General features: G+C 73.5%; 17 protein-coding genes. 6 read left to right on the top strand and 11 right to left on the bottom strand.

Annotation, left to right across the window (positions count from 1 at the left end):
- Positions 1-282: 282 nt before the first annotated feature.
- From ACFY4B_RS12425 to ACFY4B_RS12410, 4 genes are all read right to left on the bottom strand, one after another.
- On the bottom strand, positions 283-3,270 hold the full coding sequence (locus tag ACFY4B_RS12425) for an ATP-binding protein (protein WP_387967583.1): 2,988 nt from the start codon (positions 3,268-3,270) through the stop codon (positions 283-285).
- Between the two features lie 294 nt (positions 3,271-3,564).
- Positions 3,565-5,478, bottom strand: a complete 1,914-nt coding sequence (locus ACFY4B_RS12420; protein WP_387967581.1) for a DNA/RNA helicase domain-containing protein — start codon at positions 5,476-5,478, stop codon at positions 3,565-3,567.
- A 110-nt stretch (positions 5,479-5,588) separates the two neighbouring features.
- The gene (locus tag ACFY4B_RS12415; RefSeq protein WP_387967579.1) at positions 5,589-6,590 is read right to left on the bottom strand and encodes a hypothetical protein; all 1,002 of its coding nucleotides are present in this window, start codon (positions 6,588-6,590) and stop codon (positions 5,589-5,591) included.
- Positions 6,591-6,737: 147 nt separating this feature from the next.
- Positions 6,738-8,855, bottom strand: coding sequence for a transglycosylase domain-containing protein (locus tag ACFY4B_RS12410; RefSeq protein ID WP_380739430.1), 2,118 nt, complete (start codon positions 8,853-8,855; stop codon positions 6,738-6,740).
- A 259-nt stretch (positions 8,856-9,114) separates the two neighbouring features.
- On the opposite strand from ACFY4B_RS12410, the gene ACFY4B_RS12405 reads away from it, so the two are divergent.
- Positions 9,115-10,242, top strand: a complete 1,128-nt coding sequence (locus tag ACFY4B_RS12405) for a hypothetical protein (RefSeq protein ID WP_387967577.1) — start codon at positions 9,115-9,117, stop codon at positions 10,240-10,242.
- Positions 10,243-10,518: 276 nt separating this feature from the next.
- Positions 10,519-11,055 (top strand): GNAT family N-acetyltransferase, encoded by a 537-nt coding sequence (locus ACFY4B_RS12400; protein WP_074003688.1) that lies wholly within the window; start codon positions 10,519-10,521, stop codon positions 11,053-11,055.
- Positions 11,056-11,144: 89 nt separating this feature from the next.
- On the opposite strand, the gene ACFY4B_RS12395 is transcribed toward ACFY4B_RS12400, so the two are convergent.
- The 4 genes from ACFY4B_RS12395 to ACFY4B_RS12380 all read right to left on the bottom strand — a co-directional run bounded on the left by ACFY4B_RS12395 (position 11,145) and on the right by ACFY4B_RS12380 (position 14,646).
- Positions 11,145-12,044, bottom strand: coding sequence for a Gfo/Idh/MocA family protein (locus ACFY4B_RS12395; RefSeq protein WP_387967575.1), 900 nt, complete (start codon positions 12,042-12,044; stop codon positions 11,145-11,147).
- A gap of 132 nt (positions 12,045-12,176) precedes the next feature.
- Positions 12,177-12,848 carry an O-methyltransferase gene (locus tag ACFY4B_RS12390; RefSeq protein ID WP_049650680.1) on the bottom strand — a complete coding sequence of 224 codons (672 nt, stop codon included), beginning with the start codon at positions 12,846-12,848 and terminating at the stop codon, positions 12,177-12,179.
- A 114-nt stretch (positions 12,849-12,962) separates the two neighbouring features.
- Positions 12,963-13,628, bottom strand: a complete 666-nt coding sequence (locus ACFY4B_RS12385) for a DedA family protein (protein ID WP_049650679.1) — start codon at positions 13,626-13,628, stop codon at positions 12,963-12,965.
- A gap of 202 nt (positions 13,629-13,830) precedes the next feature.
- A complete protein-coding gene (locus ACFY4B_RS12380) occupies positions 13,831-14,646 on the bottom strand; it encodes a class I SAM-dependent methyltransferase (RefSeq protein ID WP_074003691.1) in 816 nt (271 codons plus the stop codon).
- 265 nt (positions 14,647-14,911) lie between these two features.
- Here ACFY4B_RS12380 and ACFY4B_RS12375 point away from each other — a divergent pair, with 265 nt between their 5' ends.
- A complete protein-coding gene (locus ACFY4B_RS12375) occupies positions 14,912-15,457 on the top strand; it encodes a tetratricopeptide repeat protein (protein ID WP_387967572.1) in 546 nt (181 codons plus the stop codon).
- Between the two features lie 121 nt (positions 15,458-15,578).
- Here ACFY4B_RS12375 and ACFY4B_RS12370 read toward each other — a convergent pair whose 3' ends face one another.
- Positions 15,579-16,277, bottom strand: coding sequence for a hypothetical protein (locus ACFY4B_RS12370; protein ID WP_387967570.1), 699 nt, complete (start codon positions 16,275-16,277; stop codon positions 15,579-15,581).
- Between the two features lie 585 nt (positions 16,278-16,862).
- Here ACFY4B_RS12370 and ACFY4B_RS12365 point away from each other — a divergent pair.
- From ACFY4B_RS12365 to ACFY4B_RS12355, 3 genes are all read left to right on the top strand, one after another.
- Positions 16,863-17,387 carry a DUF6879 family protein gene (locus ACFY4B_RS12365; RefSeq protein WP_387967568.1) on the top strand — a complete coding sequence of 175 codons (525 nt, stop codon included), beginning with the start codon at positions 16,863-16,865 and terminating at the stop codon, positions 17,385-17,387.
- 25 nt (positions 17,388-17,412) lie between these two features.
- Positions 17,413-18,261, top strand: a complete 849-nt coding sequence (locus ACFY4B_RS12360) for a helix-turn-helix domain-containing protein (protein WP_387967565.1) — start codon at positions 17,413-17,415, stop codon at positions 18,259-18,261.
- A 117-nt stretch (positions 18,262-18,378) separates the two neighbouring features.
- The gene (locus ACFY4B_RS12355; protein ID WP_387967563.1) at positions 18,379-18,888 is read left to right on the top strand and encodes a hypothetical protein; all 510 of its coding nucleotides are present in this window, start codon (positions 18,379-18,381) and stop codon (positions 18,886-18,888) included.
- Between the two features lie 210 nt (positions 18,889-19,098).
- On the opposite strand, the gene ACFY4B_RS12350 is transcribed toward ACFY4B_RS12355, so the two are convergent.
- On the bottom strand, positions 19,099-19,638 hold the full coding sequence (locus ACFY4B_RS12350) for a hypothetical protein (RefSeq protein ID WP_387967665.1): 540 nt from the start codon (positions 19,636-19,638) through the stop codon (positions 19,099-19,101).
- 104 nt (positions 19,639-19,742) lie between these two features.
- Complete coding sequence (locus ACFY4B_RS12345) at positions 19,743-20,537, bottom strand: spermidine synthase (RefSeq protein ID WP_387967663.1); 795 nt, start codon at positions 20,535-20,537, stop codon at positions 19,743-19,745.
- Positions 20,538-20,605: the final 68 nt, after the last annotated feature.

The raw sequence follows: 20,605 nt of genomic DNA, 5'->3' as shown, positions 1-20,605 counted from the left end.
CCGGGCGACGGATCCCGTCGGCCGACAGATGTCACGCACCGACGGATGCCGCGGTCCCGACGGCCGCACCTCCGGCCGGGTCCGTCCCCTGCGCGGACCCGACCGGCAGCCCATGCGGCGCGTACGGTACAGGCGCGTACGCCTGTCCCGTGCCGTGGGGATCGAGCCTAGGCAGGGGCGCTTACCGATCGCTTACCAATCACTGACGGCTGCGGCCCGCGACCGGTACGGCCCCGGCTGCGGCAACGGCCCCGGCCCCGGCCCCGGCCCCGGCCCCGGCCGCTACCGGACGTCGCTCAGCTCCCGCGCCTCCGTGAGCACCCGCGCGGCCGACTCCGGCAGCCCGGCCGCCTCGTAGGCCCGGCCGAGCGCCCGGAGCGCCTCCGCGAGGAAGGAGCGCCAGCCGCGGGCGCGCCACACCAGCACGGACTCCTCCAGGTGGGCGACGGCCGAGGCGCGGTCCCCCGCCGCCAGGTCCAGCTCCCCGAGGATGCCGAGGGCCTGGGCGAGGTGGTGCCCCAGGTCGAAGCGGCGGGCGATGGCCAGCGCGGCCTCGGCCGTCTCCCGGGCGCGGCCGTCGCCGGTGGCCGCGTACAGCGTGGCCAGGTACAGCAGCGAGAACGCCTCCACGTAGCGGTCCTTGAGCGAGCGGGCCATGGCGAGCGAGCGCAGGAGCAGCTCGCCGCCCCGCTCCACCTGGCCGGCCCGGCCGTGGGCGGCTCCCAGGAACTGGATCGCGGTCGCCTCGAAGCGGGTGTTGCCGATCAGCCGCGCCAGCCGCAGCGTCTCGGTGAGGTGCTCGATCGTGCGGTCGAGGTCCGTCTCCCCGTGGGCGATGGCGATGATCTGGTGCGCCCGGGCCTCGCCGCCCGGGTGGTCGTGGGCGGTGGCGAGGTCCAGGGCACGGTGGCCGGCGTCCAGGGCCTCCTGCGCGCGGCCCTGGGCGACCAGGCTCCAGGCCGTCAGGACGAGGGCGTCGGCGGCCCCGCGCACCTCCCCGGCCTCCTCGAACAGGCGCCGCAGGTGCCGCGCCCGCTCCTCCAGGGCGACCATCGTCTGGGCGCCGTCCGCCAGGTCGACGGCCGTGCCGGAGCCGTCGGCCGGGGTGGTCCAGGTCGTCACCTCGATCAGGCCGCGGGTGAGCACGGCGGTGCCCAGGCCGTCACCGGCCGACCGGCAGGCCTGGAGGACGGCCAGGTGGGTGGTGCGCCACTCGTCGTACAGGCCGCGCACGTCGCAGTACTTCTCCTGGCAGGCGGCGAGGTCCCAGGCCACCGGCACCATGCGCAGCGCGGCGGCCTGCCGGGCGCTCGCGTCCAGGGCCGGCTGCTCGGCGTCGAACCAGGCCATCGGGTCGTCCAGCAGCGCCGCCGCGACGCCGGACGGCATCGGGTGGCGCGGCGCGGTGCCGTGGATCGGCGCGAAGCACGGCCCGGGCACCTGGTCGGCCGCCTGCTCGGCCAGCCAGAGCCAGGCGCCGAAGGCCCGTCCGAGCGCGGCGGTGCGGGCGGCCGGCTCGTCCGCGGCCTCGGCGTGCTCGCGCGCGTACAGCCGGACGAGGTCGTGGAAGCGGTAGCGCAGGTGCGGCTCCGCGCCGGTCTCCTGGAGGAGCTGGGCGTCGATCAGCTCCTCCAGCTGGCGCTCGGCCCGCTCCGGCGGGATGCCCGCCACCGCCGCCGCGACCCACGGCGCGAAGTCGGGCGCGTCGAGCAGTCCGAGCAGCCGGAACGTCCGGCGGGTCGGCTCCGGCAGCCGGGCGTAGCCGACGGCGAAGCCGGCCCGTACGGCCAGGTTCCCCGCGGCCAGTTCGTCGAGCCGGCGCCGTTCGTCGCGCAGCAGGTGCGCGAGCCGGGCCAGGGTCCAGCGCGGCCGGGCGGCCAGGCGGGCCCCGGCGATGCGGACGGCCAGCGGCATGCCGCCGCACAGCTCGACGATCTGGGCGGCGGCCACCGGCTCGGCGGCGACCCGGCGGTCCCCGAGGATGCGGCGCAGCAGCGTCCGGGCGTGGGGCGCGTCGAGTTCGTGCAGGTCGACGAGGTGCGAGCCGGGCAGCGCCGTGAGCGCGGCGCGGCTGGTGACCAGGACGGCCGGGCGGTCCGGCCCGTGCCCGGCCGGGTCCGCCGGGGTGCCCGGGAGCAGCGGGCCGATCTGCTGCTCCCCGGCGGCGTTGTCGAGCAGGACGAGCGTGCGGCGGCCGGCCAGCAGCGTGCGGTACAGCGCGGAACGCTCCTCCAGGGAGGCCGGGATCTCCCGGGGGTCCGCGCCCAGGGCGCGCAGGAAGGCGGCAAGGACGCCGGCCGGGTCGGCGGGCGTCTCGTCGGCCCCGCGCAGGTCCGCGTACAGCCGACCGTCCGGGTAGTCGACGGCGGCGCGGTGGGCGCTGTGGACGGCCAGCGCCGTCTTGCCGATGCCGCCCATCCCGGCGATCACCGGCACCCGGCCGGCCGCCAGGGCGTCCAGGACGAGCCGCACCTGCTCGTCACGACCGGTGAAGTCCGGGATGTCACGCGGGAGTTGGGAGGGCACCCGGGAGCACCCCGGAACGGCTCGGGCGTCCTCCCGGTCGTGCGCCAGCAGCGCCAGGAAGACGCTCTGCACCTGCTCGCCCGGCTCGATCCCCAGCTCCTCGGACAGCCGCCGGCGCAACGCCTGGAAGCGGCGCAACGCCTCCGCCGCCCGCCCGTCCGCCGCCAGCAGCTCCAACAGGGCGGCCTGCACCGGCTCGTCGTACGGGTACTCCTCGGCGAGCGCCGTCAGCGCGGGAACGGCCGCCCGGGCCGCCCCGTCCGCCTGCGCGGCCCGGGCCAGGGCCAGGACCGTGGCACGCACCTCGTCCTCCACGGCGGCCACCAGCGGGTCCTCCCGGTTCACCCGCTCCAGCCCGGCCAGCACCGGCCCGCGCCGCAACCCGATCGCCCCGGCCACGTCCCCGTCGGCGGCGAACCCGCGGAACCGTCCGAGGTCCACCGCCCCCGGCCCGGTCACCAGCCGGTACCCCTGCGCGTCCGACTCCAGCACCACCGACTCGTCCCCGAACCCGCCGAGCCAGCCGCGCAACCGCGACATCCCGGTGTGCACCGCACCCCGGCCCACCCGGTCCGCCTGCCCCGCCCACACCAGCTCCAGCAGCCGCCCCACCGACAGCCGCTCCCCCTCCGCCAGCAGCAGGACCCCCAACAGCCCCCGCAACACGGCGGCCCGCGGCAACGCCTGCGGCACGGAGTCCACGGCGACCGCCAGGGGCCCCAACAGCCCGAACGTCATCTTCATCCGCTGCATCCGCTTCAGTCCCTCAGAGCCCACGACCGCCCTCGGCCCGCCCACGACCCTAGTACGGACACGGCCCGACCGGCATTCACCAGCCCTCCCCGGACCGGGGCGCCCTACCTCTCACGCACACCGTCCGGCCTCCCCTTCAGCGCCGCACCTCCACGCTGGCCCCGGCCGCGCGGAACTCGGCCGCCGTGGCCTCGGCCAGGTCCGGACGTCGCGTCGTCAAGGATCGTCTCGCGGCCTGCCGTGCCGGAGGCCGGGCCGGTCTGCCGGGAGACGCCCCCGGCCGGGTCAGGAGCCGGGGAGCAGGGAGGCGAGGTAGGCCTGGGTCTCGGGGTCGGTGGAGTAGAGGCGGGTGCCGTGGGTGGCCCGGGTCGCGAGGACGCGGTAGGTGTTCAGCGCGTACGGCAGGTACTGCTCCGGGGGCAGGGTCCGCAGTTGTACGGCGTCGTAGCTGGCCTCGGGGCGGGCCCGCCAGCGGTCGTGGCGGCGGACGAGGTCGCCGCCCATGATGACGGCGCCGAAGGCGTACTCGAGGCCCTGGGCGGTGTAGATGCATCCGACCTGGTCGTGCCCGCCGCGGTCGGTCGCCCAGTACGGGCGGGCCGGGATGTCGGGGAAGCCGGGGACGGGCTGTTCGGATCGCAGGTTCCAGGGGCGGGCCCAGGAGCGCTCGCCGTGGTCGGGGCCGTGCCAGCGGATGGCGACCTCCGGCTCCAGCGGGGGGACCTCACCGGTGTCCCAGGGCCAGCAGAACCCCGCGGTGATCCGGGCGCTGCGGCCCTGCGCGGTGTGGCCGTCGACCCAGGAGGCGAGCGCGTCCGGGTCCGTGGCCAGGGCGAGGTCGTAGCTTCCGCCGTTCCACGGACGCGCCGCGCCGGCCGGGGAGAACAGGAGGTCCACCCAGCGGTGGTAGGCCTGGGAGCCGTTGCAGCGGAACTGGGTCTCCAGGTCGACGTGCCGGAACGCCGCCCCGGACTCCTGCGCGTGGCGGGCCAGTTCGTCCAGGGTGAGGCCCTCGCTGGGACGCACGATCTGGCGTTCGTCGAGGAACAGGACCAGGACGCCGACCCGGTCGAGCAGGTTGCGCAGGACGGCGGGGAAGCCGGTGCCCCGCTGGTGCGGGTAGGTGGCGGCGCGGTGCGCCTCGTCGAGGAGGACCACGCTGTTCTTGTCCAGCCCGCCGGGGGTCTTGCTCTTGAACGTCGCGACGAGGCCGCGGGACTCCTCGCGCAGCAGCCGCTGGAGCTGCCGGGTGAGGGTGCCGGAGGGGGTCAGCAGGCGGGGGTTGCGCCGGGACTCGCGGCACAGTTCGCCCATGAGGCGGGCGGCGATCGCCGTCTTGCCGGTGCCGGGCCCGCCGGTGACCACGACCATGCCCCCGGGCCCGTGCGCCCCGGCCGCGCCGAGGCCGTCCTCGCGCGCGTCCGCCTCCCGGACGGCGTCCAGGATCGCCAGCCGGGCCCGGTCCTGTTCCCCGATCAGGCGGAACGGGCGCTGGTCCTCGATGTTGGCGGCCAGCCGCTCCATGGCTTGCTCGGAGGGCCGGTGCTCACCGGCGAGGAACCGGTCGACGGCCTCCCCCGGCGCGGGCGACAGGCCGGCGCAGCCGAGGCGCTCCGCGAGGTCTCCCGCGGGCACGCCGACCGCGAGGTCGTCGCGGCCCAGCAGGGGGAACTCGGCGCTCGGGGAGTCGGGCGACACCATACTCCGGAGACGCTCGATCACGTCGGCGGAAGCGTTGTGCAGGACCACCGCACCCCTCGCCCGAACGCCGTTCCCGCCGTCGGCCCAGCCCCGCAGGTAGTGCACGTATCCGCCGACTTGGCGGGCGGGGTGCTGCACGGACCGCCGTCCGACCTCCAGCATCCCCGGGTGGCCCGGTACGGGCCGCGCCCCGGTCCACTGCTTCAACTCGACGGCCACGACCGTCAGGGCGCCGTCCGCGTCCTGGCCGACGACGGCCGCGTCGACGCGCTCACCCGTTCCCGGCAGCGACAGCTCCAGCAGGACGTCGAGGCCGCCCAGACCGGCGCGCACCAGCGCGTCGAGGAGGACGGGCCAGCTCCGCCGCCAACTACCGGCCTCCTCCTCCCCGGGCGCCGCGCCGTGCAGGGCACGGAACCGCGTCGCACAGGCGTCCATGAACTCCGGCCGCGCGGCCCGCCGCGCCACGTCGTCGATGATCCCCCGGTGTACGTACATGACCGATGGATACCATCACCGACCGACAACGCCGAGAGCGCCGACGACGCCGACAGCCCGCGCGGACGCCCGACGGCGTGGGCCGCCGGGTGTCCGCGCCCGCGGTCCGCTCAGCCGGCCGGCGTCTCCGGCCCGGCCTGGACGGCCCCGGCCGCCGACGGCGCGGCCCAGTTGGTCCAGTGCCAGTCGAAGTACTGCGCGCTATCGGGGGTGTGGGCGGTGCACCGCCTGCCCTCGAGGGCCCTCACCGCCGCGAGGAGGTCGGCGGAGGCCGCGCCCTTCTCCGACACCTCCACGATCCCGTCGGAGGACACCCTGATGTAGCCGTCCTCGAACAGGGCGTCGCAGCCGAGCACACAGGCGGCCATCACGTTCGCCAGGTGGGAGCGCTGCTCGAGGTTGCTCTGCGACCTCTTCCGCACGTGCGCCGCACGGACGAGCGCCTGGGGAAGCTCCCGCCCGCAGAGGTCGCAGCGGATGGAGCTCCTGCCGTTGAACTTGGCACGCCGCACGCGGGCCTGCTCGCGGCGGGCGAGCGCGACCACGGGGCGGTCCAGGCTGTCGCCCAGCTCGAGGTAGCGGTCCGGGTCCTGCGAGGTGTCCAGGCCGTGCCAGGCGGCGGTGGGCCCCGTAGCGTCGGAGGACGCGATCGGCTGCTGCTCGATGGAGTCGACCAGCCTGGTCATCACCTCGGGGTCGGCCACCGGGACCGGGGTGCCCTGCTTGTTGGCGGAGAGCCGGAAGGCCTCCATCGCCGCAGCGCCGAGCTGCCCTCCCTCGACGGTGGCCTCGAGGTCCAGAACGTCCAGGCGGACGCGCACCGGGTAGGCGTCGTCCGGCCAGACGGTGGCCTCGTCCTTGTAGACCGCTCCGGTGACCTGGGCGACGGCGAGCTCACGCAGGACCGCGTCGGCCCAGCCCCCCTCGGGGACACGGGCGTTCGGCCCCCGGTGGCCGAACAGGACGTAGTCACCGGGCTTCAGCCCGTCCAGCACCTCCGGGGTGTTCGCCTTCTCGGCGGTTTCGGGCTTCCAGCCCCATATGGACTCGCGCAGGCCGATCTCGAAGTTCCGCTTCGAAGCGGCGGGGACGTACACGGCAACGACGGACACGTCGTGCATCCTCCTCGGTTCGACTCCCCCTGCCGGACGGGCCCGGGGAGTTGGTTGGTTCGGACGGGCCGCGCCGCGTGTCCCGTGGAGGCGGGAGAAGACGGCACGGTCTCTGTCTACCAGACGGCACTGACAGACAGGCCCGGCCTACTGTGCCGCCGTCTTCATGTAGGTGCTCCAGATGCGGGTCGGGAGGGCGGCGTCGGAGGTGTCCGGGGTGGCGCCGCCGAGGCCTTCGAGGGAGAGCAGCTTCATGTCCTTCAGGTCCGCGCGGAAGATGGTGACCGCCGTCGACAGCTGCCCGTTGTAGCCGACGAACCACCCTGCCGTACGGTCTGCGGTGGTGCCGGGTTTGGCGGCCAGGCCGGGGCCGGCCTCCGCTGCCGGCTTGGCGGCTCCGTCGCGGACGGAGCCCTTGAGCGCCGCGTCCACCTCGGCCGCGACCGACGGGGTCAGTGCCTGGGTGGCGGCGGGCAGGCGCAGGGGGAGCTGGGCGCCGTTGCGGGAGATCCTGAGGACGGAGTACGGGTCGGTGTGGCTGCCGCCGGCCGCGAAGGCGGCGTACGCGTCGGCGGTGCGGACGGCGCTGGGGGTGGAGTTGCCGACGCCGAGGGCGGGGACGAGTTCGCCCAGGCTGTTGGGGAGCAGGCCGAGGTCGGTGGCGGTCTTCTGCACCCGGTCCAGGCCGACGTCCATGCCGAGCTGCATCAGCGGCCCGTTGACGGACTGTTCGACCGCGTTCCGCAGGGTGACCGTGCCCCAGTTCCGCCTGCCGTCGTTGGCGGTCTTGACGATCTTCCCGTCCCGTCCCCAGTACGGCCCTTCCGGGGTCATCACGTTCACCCCGTCGTCGCCGTTGTAGGGGGTGGCGGGCGTCACCGGGGTGCGGTCGCCGCCCCGTTGGCGCTGCACTCCCTGGCCGAGCCCGGCGGCGTACACCACCGGTGTGAAGGCCGAACCGATCGGCACCGTGGTGGTGTTGGCGTTGTTGAAGCCCTGCTTGAGGTAGTCGGTGCCGCCGTAGAGCGCGACGATCCGGCCGTCCGGGGCCACCGAGGCGGCGCCGACCTTCAGGAGCTTGTCGGCCTCCCGGTTGTCCGGGTCGATCCCCGCGGTGCCCTCCCGTACGGCGGCGGCCAGGGCGTCGACCCTCGGCTTCTCGAAGGTGGTGCGGATCTGGTGGCCGCCGAGGTCGAACTGGGCCGGGGTGATGTCGCTGTGGCTCTCCACGTAGGCGCGGGCCATGTCCACCAGGTACCCGGTCTGGCCGCTCAGCCCCGCCGACTTCGGCTGCGGCCTGGGCTCGGGGAACACGGTGTACTTGGCGCGCTCGGCGGCGGACAGCTTGCCGACCTCCACCATCCGGTCCAGGATCCACGACCAGCGCTCCTCGGCGCGCTCCCGGTTCTCCGCGCTGACCGCCGGGTCGTACTGCCCGGCGCCCTTCAACAGCGCGGCCAGGAAGGCGCCTTCGCTCGGGTCGAGCTGGGAGACGTCCTTGCCGTAATACGCCGCCGCGGCGCGCTCGATGCCGTAACTACCGCGCCCGAACCAGCTGGTGTTGAGGTAGCCGGCCAGGATGTCCTGCTTGCTCATCCGGTCGTCCAGCTTGATCGCGATGACGATCTCGCTGAGTTTGCGGGACATGTCCTGGCGCTGGTTCAGGTAGATGTTCTTGACGTACTGCTGGGTGATGGTGGATCCGCCCTGGGTCTCACCGCCGGTGACCATCTGGACGACGGCGCGCCCGATGCCGGTGACGGAGATGCCCGGGTCGTCGTAGAAGGTCTCGTTCTCGGCGGCCAGCACCGCCCACTGCACCGGCTCCGGCACCTGGCCGAGCGGCACCTCCTGCCGGTTGGTCGGACCGATCCGCGCCATCTCGCTGCCGTCCGCCCAGTAGTAGACGTTGTTCTGCTGGGTGGCGAAGGAGTTCAGGTCCTCCGGGACGGCGGTGTGCGCGTAGAACCAGAGCAGCCAGCCGCTCAGCCCGGCCGCGCCCGTCCCGGCCACCAGCAGCAGCTGCCGCCAGGACGGGAGCCAGCGGCGGACGCCGCGCCGTCCGCGGCGCGGGTAGTCGATCCGCAGGGACGGGCGCCGGCCCCGGAACGGACGCGACCCGCGTAACGGTCGGGGGCGCGGGCGCGGCAGGAAACGTCGGCGTCGGCGCCCGGGCGTCTCCTTCTCGGCGGTCTCGCCGGCGGTCTTCTCGGCGGTCTCCTCGGCCACGCCCTCGGCCGTCTCCCCGGCCCCGTCTTCGGCCACGTCTTCGGCCCCGCCGTCTTGCTGAGCACGCACAGTCCGGTCTCCGATTCGCTCGTGGGCTGACCCTCCGTACACATAGACGTGATGAGAACATCAGTACGTATGCCTGGCTTTGGTGTGATCATGGTCATACTGCGCTCGACGGGTGGGACGTGAGCGTCCGACGGGCGGGCCGCGGACCGTGGACGAACAGCCCGCGGACGGCCGCCCGCGCGGAACCCGGTCCGCGCCAGCCCCGGCGTGCCGCCAGAATGGCGCCATGAGGATGATCCAGACCGCGCTCGGCACGCTGCTGCTCCTGCTGATCATCGGCAGCATCCTGCGCACGCTGGTCGTTCCGCGCGGCCTCTACTCGGCGCTGGTGATGCGGCTCTGGCGGGTGCTGCGCACGCTGCTGCGGCTGTCCGCCGGGCCGAACCGCGGCTACCTCGCGCAGGACCGGGCGCTCACCTGGCTGGCGCCGCTGGTGCTCCTCGGCATGCTCGGCGTCTGGCTCAGCTGCATGCTGACCGCCTACACCCTGTTGCTGCACGGCACCTCCGAGCTGAGCTGGTCGGTGTCCGTGCGCGAGGCCGGGTCCAGCCTGTTCACCCTTGGCTTCGCGAGCGGCGAGCGGCTCCACCTCTCCGCGATCGACTTCCTGGCCGCCGCCAGCGGCCCGCTGGTCATCGCCCTCCAGATCGCCTACCTGCCGACCCTCTACGCCGCCTACCAGCGCCGCGAGACCGAGGTGACCCTGCTGCAGTCCCGGGCCGGCGAGCCCGCCTGGGGCCCCGAGCTGCTGGCCCGCCAGTCCCTGGTGGACACCGAGACGGCGCTCCCCCAGCTCTACCGGGACTGGGAGCGGCTGGCCGCCGACATCGGCGAGAGCCACTCCAACTACCCGGTGCTGCTCTCCTTCCGCTCCCCGCAGCCCCACCGCAGCTGGGTGGTCGGGCTGATCGCCGTGATGGACGCCGCCGCCCTGCACCTGGCGCTCTGCCCGCGCTCGGCCCCGCCCGAGGCCCGGCTGGTGATCCGGGCCGGCTTCACCGCGATGCGCGACATCGGCCGCTCGCTGCGGATCGACTTCGAAGCGGACCCGGACCCGGACATCCCGATCCGGCTGACCTACGCCGAGTACCTGGGCGCCGTCGCGATGATCACCGCGGCCGGGTTCCCGCGCGAGCGCCCGGTCGAGGACGCCTGGGCGCACTTCCACGGCTGGCGGGTCAACTACGAGGCGCTGGCGTACGAACTGGCCCGGCGCAGCGACGCCGTCCCGGCGCTGTGGACCGGCCCGCGCGACTTCCGCGCCCCCGTCATCCCGCCGAGCCGCCCCACCGACCGCCGCCCGTCCTCGACCCCGCCGCCGGGGACATCGCTGCCGCCGCTGCCGCCCGCCTGAGCGGACGGACCGGACGGACCGGGCGGACGGGGCGGACGGGACCGACCCGGGCGGACCGGGTACACTCGTCCGCAGTACGTGCCGTTCAGGAGTACGCAGGAGCAGAGGAAGAAGAGGGAGGTGGGGTTGATGACCGCGCTCAAGGCCGCCATGCGCAGCGTCCGGGTCTCCCTCACGTCCCGGGCCGCGGCCTGACCTCCTCCTGTCCCGCCTCGCCGGGGGCGTGAGCCCGCGGGGCCCGCACGAACACTCCTCAGGAACGGATCTCCGTCCACCATGCGCAACTGGATCACGCGTGCCGAGACCGGCACCGACATCCCGACCATCCGCGACATCAACCTCGCCGCCTTCGGGACTCCCGCCGAGGCCGACCTCGTCGACGCGCTGCGCGCCGACGCCTCCTGGATCGAGGGCCTGTCCCTCGTCGCCACCACCGAGCACGGCACCGACGAGCAGGGCACTGGTGAGCACGGCACCGCCGTCGGCCACGCCCTGCTGACCCGCTGCCACATCGGCGACGTCCCGGCCCTGTGCCTGGCCCCGTGCGCCGTGCTCCCCGCGTACCAGCGCACCGGCGCCGGCTCCGCCGCCGTCCGCGCCGCACTGGACGCGGCACGGGACCTGGGCGAGCGCCACGTCGTCGTCCTGGGACACCCGGACTACTACCCGCGGTTCGGCTTCACCCGCGCCTCCGCCCACGGCATCGGCCTGAGCATCGAGGTCCCGGACGAGGCGCTGATGGCCCTCGCCCTGGACGCCGGCCACCCGCTGCCCGCGGGCACCGTCCGGTACGCCGCGCCGTTCGGCATCTGACGGACGACGCCGGGCGGGGCACCTGGGTGCCCCGCCCGGCGTCCTTCCCTCCTGTCAGGGACTGTCAGGGCCCTGCCCGACAGCAGGCCTCAGACGGCCACCGTGGCGCCGGTCGCCAGCGAACGCTCGGCGCCGACCAGGATCTCCACCACCCGCAGGCCGAAGTCCGCCCCGCACGGGTGCGGCTCGCCGGAGGCCGCCGAGGCCCGCAGGGCGTCCAGCGCCCGGTGCAGCGCCGCGGCCGGTCCCTCGCCGCGCGGGGGCAGCTGCACCACGCCGTGCTCGCCGCGCAGCTCCATACCCGTCCCGCCGGCCGCGAGCGGCGCGGTCAGGCTGAGCGCGAGTGTGCTGGAGGCGCCGCCGGCGTGCCGTACCACCAGGTGGACGGTGTCCAGCGGGCCGGCCGCCGCCGTCACGTGCGTCGCGTCGCCCAGGACCGGCAGCAGGACGGACAGCGCGTGCGGGCCGACGTCCCACAGCGCGCCCTTCTCGACCCGCCACGGCGAGGCCGCGTACGGGCTGGTGCTGCCGGGCGCGAACACCGAGCCGAGCCAGTCCGAGCGGCCGGTGAACCAGCCACCGAGCTCCGCCTGCCGCTCGATCCACGGGATCTGCTCGCCGCCGAAGCGCACGGTGAAGAAGACCACCGAGGCGACCTTGTGCTCGCGCACCGCCCCGGCCACGGCCTCGGCGTCCGGCACCGTCAGCGCGACCGGCTTGTCCAGCAGCAGGTGGCAGCCCGCCTCGGCGGCCCGCACGGCGAGGCCCGCCTGGACGGTCGGGGGCAGCGCGATGGAGACCGCGTCCACCTCGGCCAGCAGCCGGTCCAGGTCCGCGTACCCGGGCACGCCGTGCGCGGCGCCCAGCGCCTCGGCCGCCTCCGGTCGGCGGCCCCAGACGCCGGTGAACTCCAGCCCGGGGTGCTCGGCCAGGACGGGCGCGTGCACCCGCTCCGCCCAGGGGCCGGTTCCCAGCAGTCCGATCCGCACGATGTCTCCGTTTCCTTCGTGTTCCGTCGCGACGCCCGTGTTCTGTCGCGTTCGTGTTCCGTCGCGCCGCCGCCGCATGGTCGCGACGCCGCCGCGTGCTCGCGGCGCGTGATTCGCGGCGCGCGCCCTGGTTCAGCCCCGGACGCGGGCCAGGGTGAAGCCGTCGTAGCCCTTGCTGCCGACCGTCTGCACCGAGGTCGCGGTGACCGTCGGCTCGGCCGCGATCAGCTCGTGCAGCGCCCGGGTGCCGACCACCGCCGGGTCGGTGCTGTCCGCGTCGGCGACCGCGCCACCGCGCACCACGTTGTCGACGATGATCAGCGAGCCGGGCCTGGTCAGCTGGAGCGCCCGGCGGAAGTACTCCGGGTTGCTCGGCTTGTCGGCGTCGATGAAGACCAGGTCGAAGGGCTCCACGCCCTGCTCGACCAGCGCGGCCAGCGAGTCGGCGGCCCGGCCGACCCGTACCTCGGCGACCCCGGCCAGGCCGGCGGCCGCCAGGTTGCCCCGGGCGACCTCGGCGTGCCGGGGGTCCAGCTCCAGGGTGAGCAGGGTGCCGTCCGCGGGCAGCGCCCGGGCCAGCCAGATCGCGCTGTAGCCGCCGAGCGTGCCGACCTCCAGGATCCGCTTCGCGCCCTGGGTCAGTGCCAGCAGGTGGAGCAGCTTGCCCTGGTTGGGGGCGACCGCGATCTTCGGCAGCCCGGCCGCGTCGGCGGCGGCGGTGGCGCCCTCCAGCACCGGGTCGTGCCCGACCAGCTGCTCGGAGAAGTAGGCGTCCACGGCGTCCCAGGTCGGCTGCGAAGACATCGGGCCCTCCAGAGTGCAAGATCGGCAGCTACCCGGCCGATGCTACTCCGAGGGCCCGAGGGCACCACGACGGTGGTTGTGGACGGCCGGTCGGACGACCGGCCGTACGGGAGGTCAGTCGGCGACCGGCTCCTTGGTCGCGGCGGCGGCCTTGGCGGCCTCCTCCGCCTCGATCTTGGCGTGCGTCTTGGCGGCGCGGCGCTTCATGATCCAGGCCGAGAGCAGGCCGATCACCAGGGCCGCCCCCAGGCCCGCCCAGGAGAACCGGGCCAGCCAGGGCTCGATGCTCTTGCCGACCTTGTAGACCAGCAGCGTCGTGCCGCCGGCCCAGACCACGCCGCCCAGCACGTTGGCGATCAGGAACTTCCAGTACGGCATCTTCAGCGCGCCCGCGAGCGGACCGGCGAAGATGCGCAGCAGGGCGATGAACCGGCCGAAGAAGACCGCCCACATGCCCCACTTCTGGAAGGAGCGCTCGGCGGTGGCCAGGTGGGAGGGCCCGAAGTGCTTGGGGAACTTGCGTCCCAGCTTCTCGAAGAGCGGCTTGCCTCCCTTGCGCCCGATCGAGTAGCCGATCGAGTCGCCGATGATCGCGCCGGCGATCGCGCAGATGGCGACGCCCCACGGGCTCACCACACCCTTGACCGCCATCAGGGACGCCGTGACCAGGGCGATCTCGCCGGGCAGCGGAATGCCCAGCGACTCCAGCCCGATGATCAGACCGACCACTGCGTACACCGCTGTCGGCGGAATCCCCTCGATCCAGGCGTCGATGTGCAAGGCCAGTCCCTCCGTGGCAGGACGGGACCGGCCGCGCTCCCCCTGGAGCCGCGTGCCCGTCCCGGCAGTTCGTCCGATGGCGGCACCCAGGCCGCTCCCCCGGAAACGAGCCTAACGTGCCGGGCGGCCTGTCCCCCCGGCCGATCACCCGTGGTTACGACGTACGCCCCCGCGCCATGGTTCCAGCTCGACCACCGTTTCTTCAAGATTCGGCAAAAAGCAGTGCGACCACGGACGGGCGCTGCTTGATCCGGCGCGCGAACGGCAGCAGGGCGCTCACCGGCCACCGCCCGCCCTCCGGGTACACCTCGCGCACGTCGGTGACCCCCGGGTGCGCGGTGGCCAGCTCGCCGCGCTCGTCCGCGTCCATCCCGAACGGCATCGGCGGCGCCTGGTAGTACCGGTCCCGCAGCTTGCCCTCGACGGCCCGCCGGCTGAACCAGCGCGGCACCGCGTCCAGCACCATCGCCCCGCCCGGGAAGCGCTCGGCGCAGGCCGCGATCAGCGCGCGGACCTCCTGCGGCCGCAGGTACATCAGCAGGCCCTCGGTGCTGATCAGCACCCCGTTCGACGGGTCCACCTCGTCCATCCAGCCCGGGTCGGTGGCCGAGTGGGCGACGATCCGGTGCCGCTCGTCCGGCGGCAGCAGCCGCCGCCGCAGCGCGACCGTCTCCGGCAAGTCCACCGACAGCCAGCTCGCCCGCCCGTTGTCGACCCGCCAGGCCTGGGTCTCCAGGCCGTCCCCGAGCCCGACCACGGTGCCGCGCGGGCAGCGGGTCAGGAAGTCCGCCACCTCGCGGTCGAAGCAGGCGGCCCGCAACGCCTGGAGCTGGCTCACCAGAGCGTTCTCCCCGAACCGCGCCGCGAACGGGTAGTCGATCCGCTCCACCAGCTCGACCGCCTTCGGGTCCGGCAGCACGGTGTCCGGCCGCCGCGCCTCCACCGCCCGGTGCCACAGCGTCCACAGCGCCGTCTCCGGTACCTGCCCCAGCTCCGGCCGCTCCCCGCCGCCACTCATCGCTCGCTCCTTCGGACGTGGTCCCGTCGCGGTCCGACTCATTCCGTCGCGTTCCCGCCGTGTTCCCGTCATGGGCATGAACCCGCCGATTCTGACACCCCGTCCGCACCTCCCCTCCCGCCGACGCGCCGACTCACCGACCCGTGGAGCTCTACGACGGCAACCATCGACCGGGCCTTCCAGGCGACCTGGAGCGCGCGAACTCGTTCTCCCGCGTGGGCACTTCTCACCCCACGGGGTGGAGAACCGAACGACGGAGGGCCACGTGCTCGAGCACCTCATCACTCACGACCACGACCTGCGGATGGTCCCCAGCGACCGGAACGAGCTGACCACCGCGGTCGGCCGGCTCCACGGGGAACTCCGGGCCCTGCCCGAGGGGACCGACCCCGCCCGCGCCCGCCTCCTGACCAGGTGGATCGGCATCGGCCACCTGTGCCTGGGCCACCACGAGGAGGCCCGTACATTCCTCCGCCAGTCGCTCGACCTCGCCACGGAGACGGGCAACACCCGGGCCGTCGTCGCCACCGGACTCAACCTCGCCGACGCGCACCGCTACGCCGGTGACGTGCGGACCGCGGACGCGCTCTACCGCAGCGCGCTGGACACCGCGCGAACCCGGCACCCGGAACTCCTCGACTTCGCACTCCAGCACACCGGCAAACACCTGATGGAACGCGGTGACCTCGCGCAGGCCCGGACCCATCTGCAGGAGGCGCTGCGGCTGCGGATCGCCAAGGGGGACGGCGAGTTGATCGAGTCCACCCAGGCCGCACTCGACAGGGTGGAGCTGCTGCTCGACCGCCCCTGACCGCCCCCTGCGGCTGACCCTGTCCCCGTTCTGCGCCAGGAGGCCGTAGCGGGCCCGGACCAGGCCTGCTCGGCCAGCGCGATGCCCACCCGCAGCTGCGCCCAGAGCCGGTCCCGGCCGCTCAGTCCTCCGCCGCCACCACGGCCACGGCCGTCGCCAGGGCGGCGGCGGTCAGCCAGGCCAGCGCCGGCAGGCCCACGGTGAGGGCCTGCGGCCAGCGCCAGGCCAGCAGCCGCGCACCGACGCCCCAGGTGAGGAGGAACAGCGGGACCAGGATCACCGCCTGCATCCTCCACGCCTCCAGGAACGCCCCGGCCAGGCCGCCGGCCAACAGCGCCGTGCCCGCCACGACCAGCAGCCCGATCCGGAACATCAGGGCCCACGGGGTGGTCTGCGGGTCGGTTCGGTGCCCCTGGTGAATGATCTCGGCCACCCGGCCCCGCCAGAAGCGCAGCTCCACGGCCGAGCCGACGTCCACCGCGTCGTAGAACGACTGGTCGACCGTGTAGGTGCGGCCCGGCGCGTTCTCCCGGAGAACGGCGAGGCGGTACGAGGTCGAGTCACTGTTGGCGTCCACCCACTTCTTCGTCACCCGGCCGCTCTCGGGACGCAGGCAGTCCGCCTGTGCCGCCCCGTCGACCGTGGCACCGCAGACGGGTGCGTCGAGGTAGGCCCCGCCCTCGTCGTAGGCGTCGTGGTAGCGGACGAAGCCGAACACCACGATCGCCAGCCCCAGCACGGCGATCAGCCCGCGCACCACCTGACCCGCCGCCGGCCCGCGCCGCGGGCGCCGGTCCCGCGGTCCGTCCGCCTTCCCCATGGGCCCCTCCCCCCTGCCGGACCATGCCATTGTGCCCCGGGAGAAGACCGCAGAGGTCGCCACCGGGCGTCAGCGGCCTCGGAGAACAGGTCGGCACCGTCGAGAAGGGATTCGATCGGCTACTTTGGGTAACGATGCGCGGGATTCTGTCGCTCCTTCTTGAGCGCCGGTATGGACGAGGCCTTGCCTTGGAGCCGAGGGTTGTTACCGCAGTGCTGGACTCGAAGTCGCTGAGCTGGCTGCTCATCAGAAAGTGAAACGCCTGACACGGCATCCGGCCCGCGCGCGATCCTGTTCCTGCACCAACAGCCATGCAAGGTAGCGCAAGTGAAGTGACAGGAGGGGTGGGCACGGCGATACGGTTCTTTGGGATCGACCCGGAGACCGGTCAGGGGAACAGGCCGACCGTCTGGGTGGACGAGGGGGTCGGGGACTTGCTGGTCCAGAGCTACGTCGCCGACGAGGCGTCGATCGCCGGCGTGCTCGCGGCCGGCCACGGTCCGGACCACGAGAACACGATCCCGTCGCACGAGGGAGTGTTTCGGATTCCGGCCCGAATGGTGCCGATTCTCAGGAGGGCGTGTGATGAGGCAGAGCGTTCCCAGCTTCGTCGAGATGCTTAACTCGGCGAGGAGCACGGCGGTGCACCTGGAACTGCGTGACCAGTACAGCGTCGTCGAGGAAGCCACCGAACTCGCCAAGTGGCACCGTGGTGAAGCCGTCGATGTCGACCCCGACTCGGAGTACTGGAGCGGGTGGAGCGACCTCGTCCGCCGCACCGTCGCCCGAGGCGTCCAGGTCCGCCGGGCACGCGTCGTGTCGGTGCCGGTGACGGACTACGTGCGGTACGAGCGCCACATCACCAGCGTGAACCTGGCCATCGGCGAGCAGGTGCGCTGGCTGCCCCGCAGTGAGGCGTCGGGCCTCGCCCTGCCGGGCAACGACTTCTGGCTGGTGGACGGGCGCGCTGTCCGCTTCAACCTGTTCGACGGGCCCGGAGCTGCGTTGGACCCGCAGTACTCCGAGGATCCGGCGGTGGTCGAGCTCTGCGCCAACGCCTTCGAAGCGGTGTGGGAGCGCGGCGTGGAGCACGAGAAGTTCGCCGTCTGATTCCAGTACGCAGGACTACCGGATCATGCCCCTGTCGCCGTCCTCCAGCGCGCAGAGCGCCCGCGAGACGATCGCCAAGAGATTGAAAGCGCTTCAGCAGGATGCCGGCCTCACAGGGCATGGTCTGGCCCTACGAACAGGCTTCAGCGAGTCGAAGGTCTCACGCATCGCGGGTGCCAAGACCCCACCGTCAGCTGACGACATCCAACGATGGTGCGCAGCCTGCGGCGCGGAGGACCAGGCCGCGGACCTGGTCGCCGCGAGTCGGGCGGCCGACGAGATGTACGTCGAGTGGAAGCGCCTCCACCGCACGGGGATGAAGCACGCCCAGGACGCCATCCTGCCCCTGTTCAGGAACAGTCGGCAGATCCGTATGTACTGCTCCAACGTCATGCCGGGGATCGTCCAGCGCCGTGAGTACGCGCGTGCGCTGATGGAGACCATCACGGCCTTCCAGAACACTCCGAACGATGTGGAGGCCGCCGTCGAGAGCCGGCTCCAGCGCGGACGCTGCCTCCATCAGGGAAGCTGCACCTACGCGCTCGTCCTGGAGGAAACGGTCCTCTACTACCCGCTCGGCGACGATGAGGCCATGGCGGATCAACTGCGCCACCTGCTGGAGGTCATGGCCCTGCCGCGCGTCAGTCTCGGGGTGATTCCCTTCCGGGCGCCTCGCGTGATGTGGCCGCTCGAAGCCTTCTACATGTTCGATGATCGGCAGGTGGACGCCGAGTTGCTGACCGCCGTCGTCAAGATCACGACGCCGACCGAGATCGCCGCGTACTCGAAGGCGTTCAAGGCCCTCTCCGGCATGGCGGTGCACGGCCGTGAAGCTCGGACCCTCATTGAGCAGGCAATCCACGCGCTCGGGTGAATCCGTGCAAGACGATGCAAGATTGTGGCACCGCCTGTAGCCGCCTCCCTACGGTCTATCACGCACCCCCGCCGCCACGGCGAAGGCAGTGCGCCACCGAGAAGAGAGGAACGGACCATGACCGTTGCACTGGAAGCGCCCGCGGACACCGAGTTCCGCGATCCCCGCGCGCTCCTCAACGCGGTCCGGCCGTACGTCAAGGAGCTGACGTACAACGTGTTCGAGGGCCCCGGCAACACCGGCGACCTGTACGACCGCGAGATCGCGCTCCTGCTCCGCGACAACACCATGGTCCGCAACATGGCCGAGCGCATCCTCGACAACGCCATCGCCTACACGATCACCGCCATGGAACACCCGCAGGTGCACCTGGGCGTCGGCAAGATCGTGGACATCGGGGTGCACCAGCTCCTGCTGGACACGCCGGTGCACTTCGCCGTCTGCGAGGCGTACAACGCCGGCCGCTACAAGCACCACGCCCCGCTGATCCAGCGACGCAACGACGGCACCGTGGTCCGTACCGCCGAGTTCCTGCGCGGCAACGGGTTCGACGCCGACGAGGAGCTGTGGGCGATCGACGGGGCGGACTGCTCCCCGTGCGACGACAAGGTCCCCGACAGCCACTGACCGGACACCAGGGTGCCCCTGCCTCGTATCGTGGGCAGGGGCACCCGGCCAGCCAACTCCTCAGCAAGGGAAGTCCGTTGCCCGCACAGCACAACATCGAGTCCACGCAGGCCGCACTCGGGGTGGAGCTGCTGCTCGACCGCCCCTGACCGCCCCCTGCGGCTGGCCCTGTCCCCGTTCTGCGCCAGGAGGCCGTGGCGGGGCCAGCGGTCAGCCCAGCCCGTTCGACCAGTCCGCCAGGAGGGCGAAGTCCTCCGCCGTCAGGCCAGCCTTCGGGTCGATGTGGTGGAGGAGTGCCGGGGCCGGGTGGTGGGCTTCGACCCAGGTGCGGTCGGCGTCCGTGATCAGGTCGTCGACCCAGGCGAACGGGCGGCCCTGCGCCCAGGTGACGATCTGTGGGGTCTTCCAGAACACGCCGTCGTCCGGCTCGGGCTGTGGCTCGGACCAGGGGAGGTACGGCAGGGCGGGCAGCCCGAGCAGGGGGGCGATGAAGGTGTTGGCCTCCTCCTGCCACGTCGTCGCCCACGCCAGGTCGAAGGGCAGCGCGGCGAGGGCCGGGCCGTGGGCCGGGTTGAGCCAGACCCGCAGGGGCTTCGGGGCCTTGTGGGGAAGGCCCCAGGCGGTGAGTCGGCGGCGCTCGGCCGCTTCCCAGCGTGGTGTCGTCAGCCGGTGGGTCCGGTAGCCCTCGGGCCGCCGGTAGGGCTTCGCCGCGCACGGGTTGAGCGGTCCGTCGACGTCCAGCAGGAGCAGCGGACGCACCGGCTCACCTCCCTTGATCGTCCCCGCAGGCTACCGGCGGGGACGGGGACGGACCAGCGGATTTCCGCGCCAGGGGCCGCGAGGGGGCCGAGGGTTCAGCCGATGCTGAAGGCGCCGTCCGGCGGGGGCGGGGAGTCGGTGGCCTCGGCGTCGGTGACCGGGGCGGTCCGGCCGACCAGGGCGGCCAGGTCGTCGCCGTCGGTGAGCCGGGCCGGGAAGATGTCGCCCGCGAGCAGCCGGGTCAGCTCGGCCACCGGCAGCGGCGCGGTCGAGCCGGCCAGCAGGATGTTGCCGTACCGGCGGCCGCGCAGCACCGGTGCCTCCGCCACCAGGCAGACGTACGGGAACACCGCGCGCACCGTCGCCGCCTGCGCCTTGGCGAAGGCCAGTGGCGGGCCGTCCGCCAGGTTCGCCGCGTAGCAGCCGCCGGGGCGCAGCGCGGCGGCCGCCAGGCGCAGGAACTCCACCGAGGTGAGGTGGGCCGGGGTGCGCGAGCCGTGGAAGACGTCGGCGATCACCAGGTCCTGCGAGCCGGCCGGGGTCTCGGCGAGGGCTGCCCGGGCGTCGCCGACGGTCGCGGTGATGTCCGCGCCGGGGCCCTGCCAGGGCAGGTGTTCGGCGACCAGTTCCAGCAGCGGCCCGTCGACCTCCACCACCCGCTGCCGCGAGCCGGGCCGGGTGGCGGCCAGGTAGCGGGGCAGGGTGAGCGCGCCGCCGCCGAGGTGCAGCGCGTCCAGCGGCTGCCCGGCGGGGGCGAGGGCGTCGGCGAGGTGGCCGAGGCGCCGGGTGTACTCGAACTCCAGGTGGGTGGGGTCGGCGAGGTCGACGTAGGACTGCGGGGTGCCGTCCAGGGTGAGCAGCCAGCCGCCGTCCCGGTCGAGGTCGGGCATGAGCTTGGCGAAGCCCAGGTCGGTCCGGCGGCCGACCGGTACCGGCTCGTCCCGCTCGTCCCGCTCGT

It is taken from the genome of Kitasatospora sp. NPDC001261, from assembly GCF_042896795.1.
Taxonomy (GTDB): Bacteria; Actinomycetota; Actinomycetes; order Streptomycetales; family Streptomycetaceae; genus Kitasatospora.
The sequence above is the reverse complement of the archived record's forward strand: the minus strand, read 5'-3'. Positions and strand labels throughout refer to the sequence as shown.

Bases quoted from the DNA above. Each gene is read 5' to 3' on its own strand.
- ACFY4B_RS12425 (WP_387967583.1), bottom strand. From the start codon at position 3,270: ATGAAGATGACGTTCGGGCTGTTGGGGCCCCTGGCGGTCGCCGTGGAC.
- ACFY4B_RS12420 (WP_387967581.1), bottom strand. From the start codon at position 5,478: ATGTACGTACACCGGGGGATCATCGACGACGTGGCGCGGCGGGCCGCG.
- ACFY4B_RS12405 (WP_387967577.1), top strand. From the start codon at position 9,115: ATGAGGATGATCCAGACCGCGCTCGGCACGCTGCTGCTCCTGCTGATC.
- ACFY4B_RS12400 (WP_074003688.1), top strand. From the start codon at position 10,519: ATGCGCAACTGGATCACGCGTGCCGAGACCGGCACCGACATCCCGACC.
- ACFY4B_RS12390 (WP_049650680.1), bottom strand. From the start codon at position 12,848: ATGTCTTCGCAGCCGACCTGGGACGCCGTGGACGCCTACTTCTCCGAG.
- ACFY4B_RS12380 (WP_074003691.1), bottom strand. From the start codon at position 14,646: ATGAGTGGCGGCGGGGAGCGGCCGGAGCTGGGGCAGGTACCGGAGACG.
- ACFY4B_RS12370 (WP_387967570.1), bottom strand. From the start codon at position 16,277: ATGGGGAAGGCGGACGGACCGCGGGACCGGCGCCCGCGGCGCGGGCCG.
- ACFY4B_RS12365 (WP_387967568.1), top strand. From the start codon at position 16,863: ATGAGGCAGAGCGTTCCCAGCTTCGTCGAGATGCTTAACTCGGCGAGG.
- ACFY4B_RS12360 (WP_387967565.1), top strand. From the start codon at position 17,413: ATGCCCCTGTCGCCGTCCTCCAGCGCGCAGAGCGCCCGCGAGACGATC.
- ACFY4B_RS12355 (WP_387967563.1), top strand. From the start codon at position 18,379: ATGACCGTTGCACTGGAAGCGCCCGCGGACACCGAGTTCCGCGATCCC.
- ACFY4B_RS12345 (WP_387967663.1), bottom strand. From the start codon at position 20,537: ATGCCCGACCTCGACCGGGACGGCGGCTGGCTGCTCACCCTGGACGGC.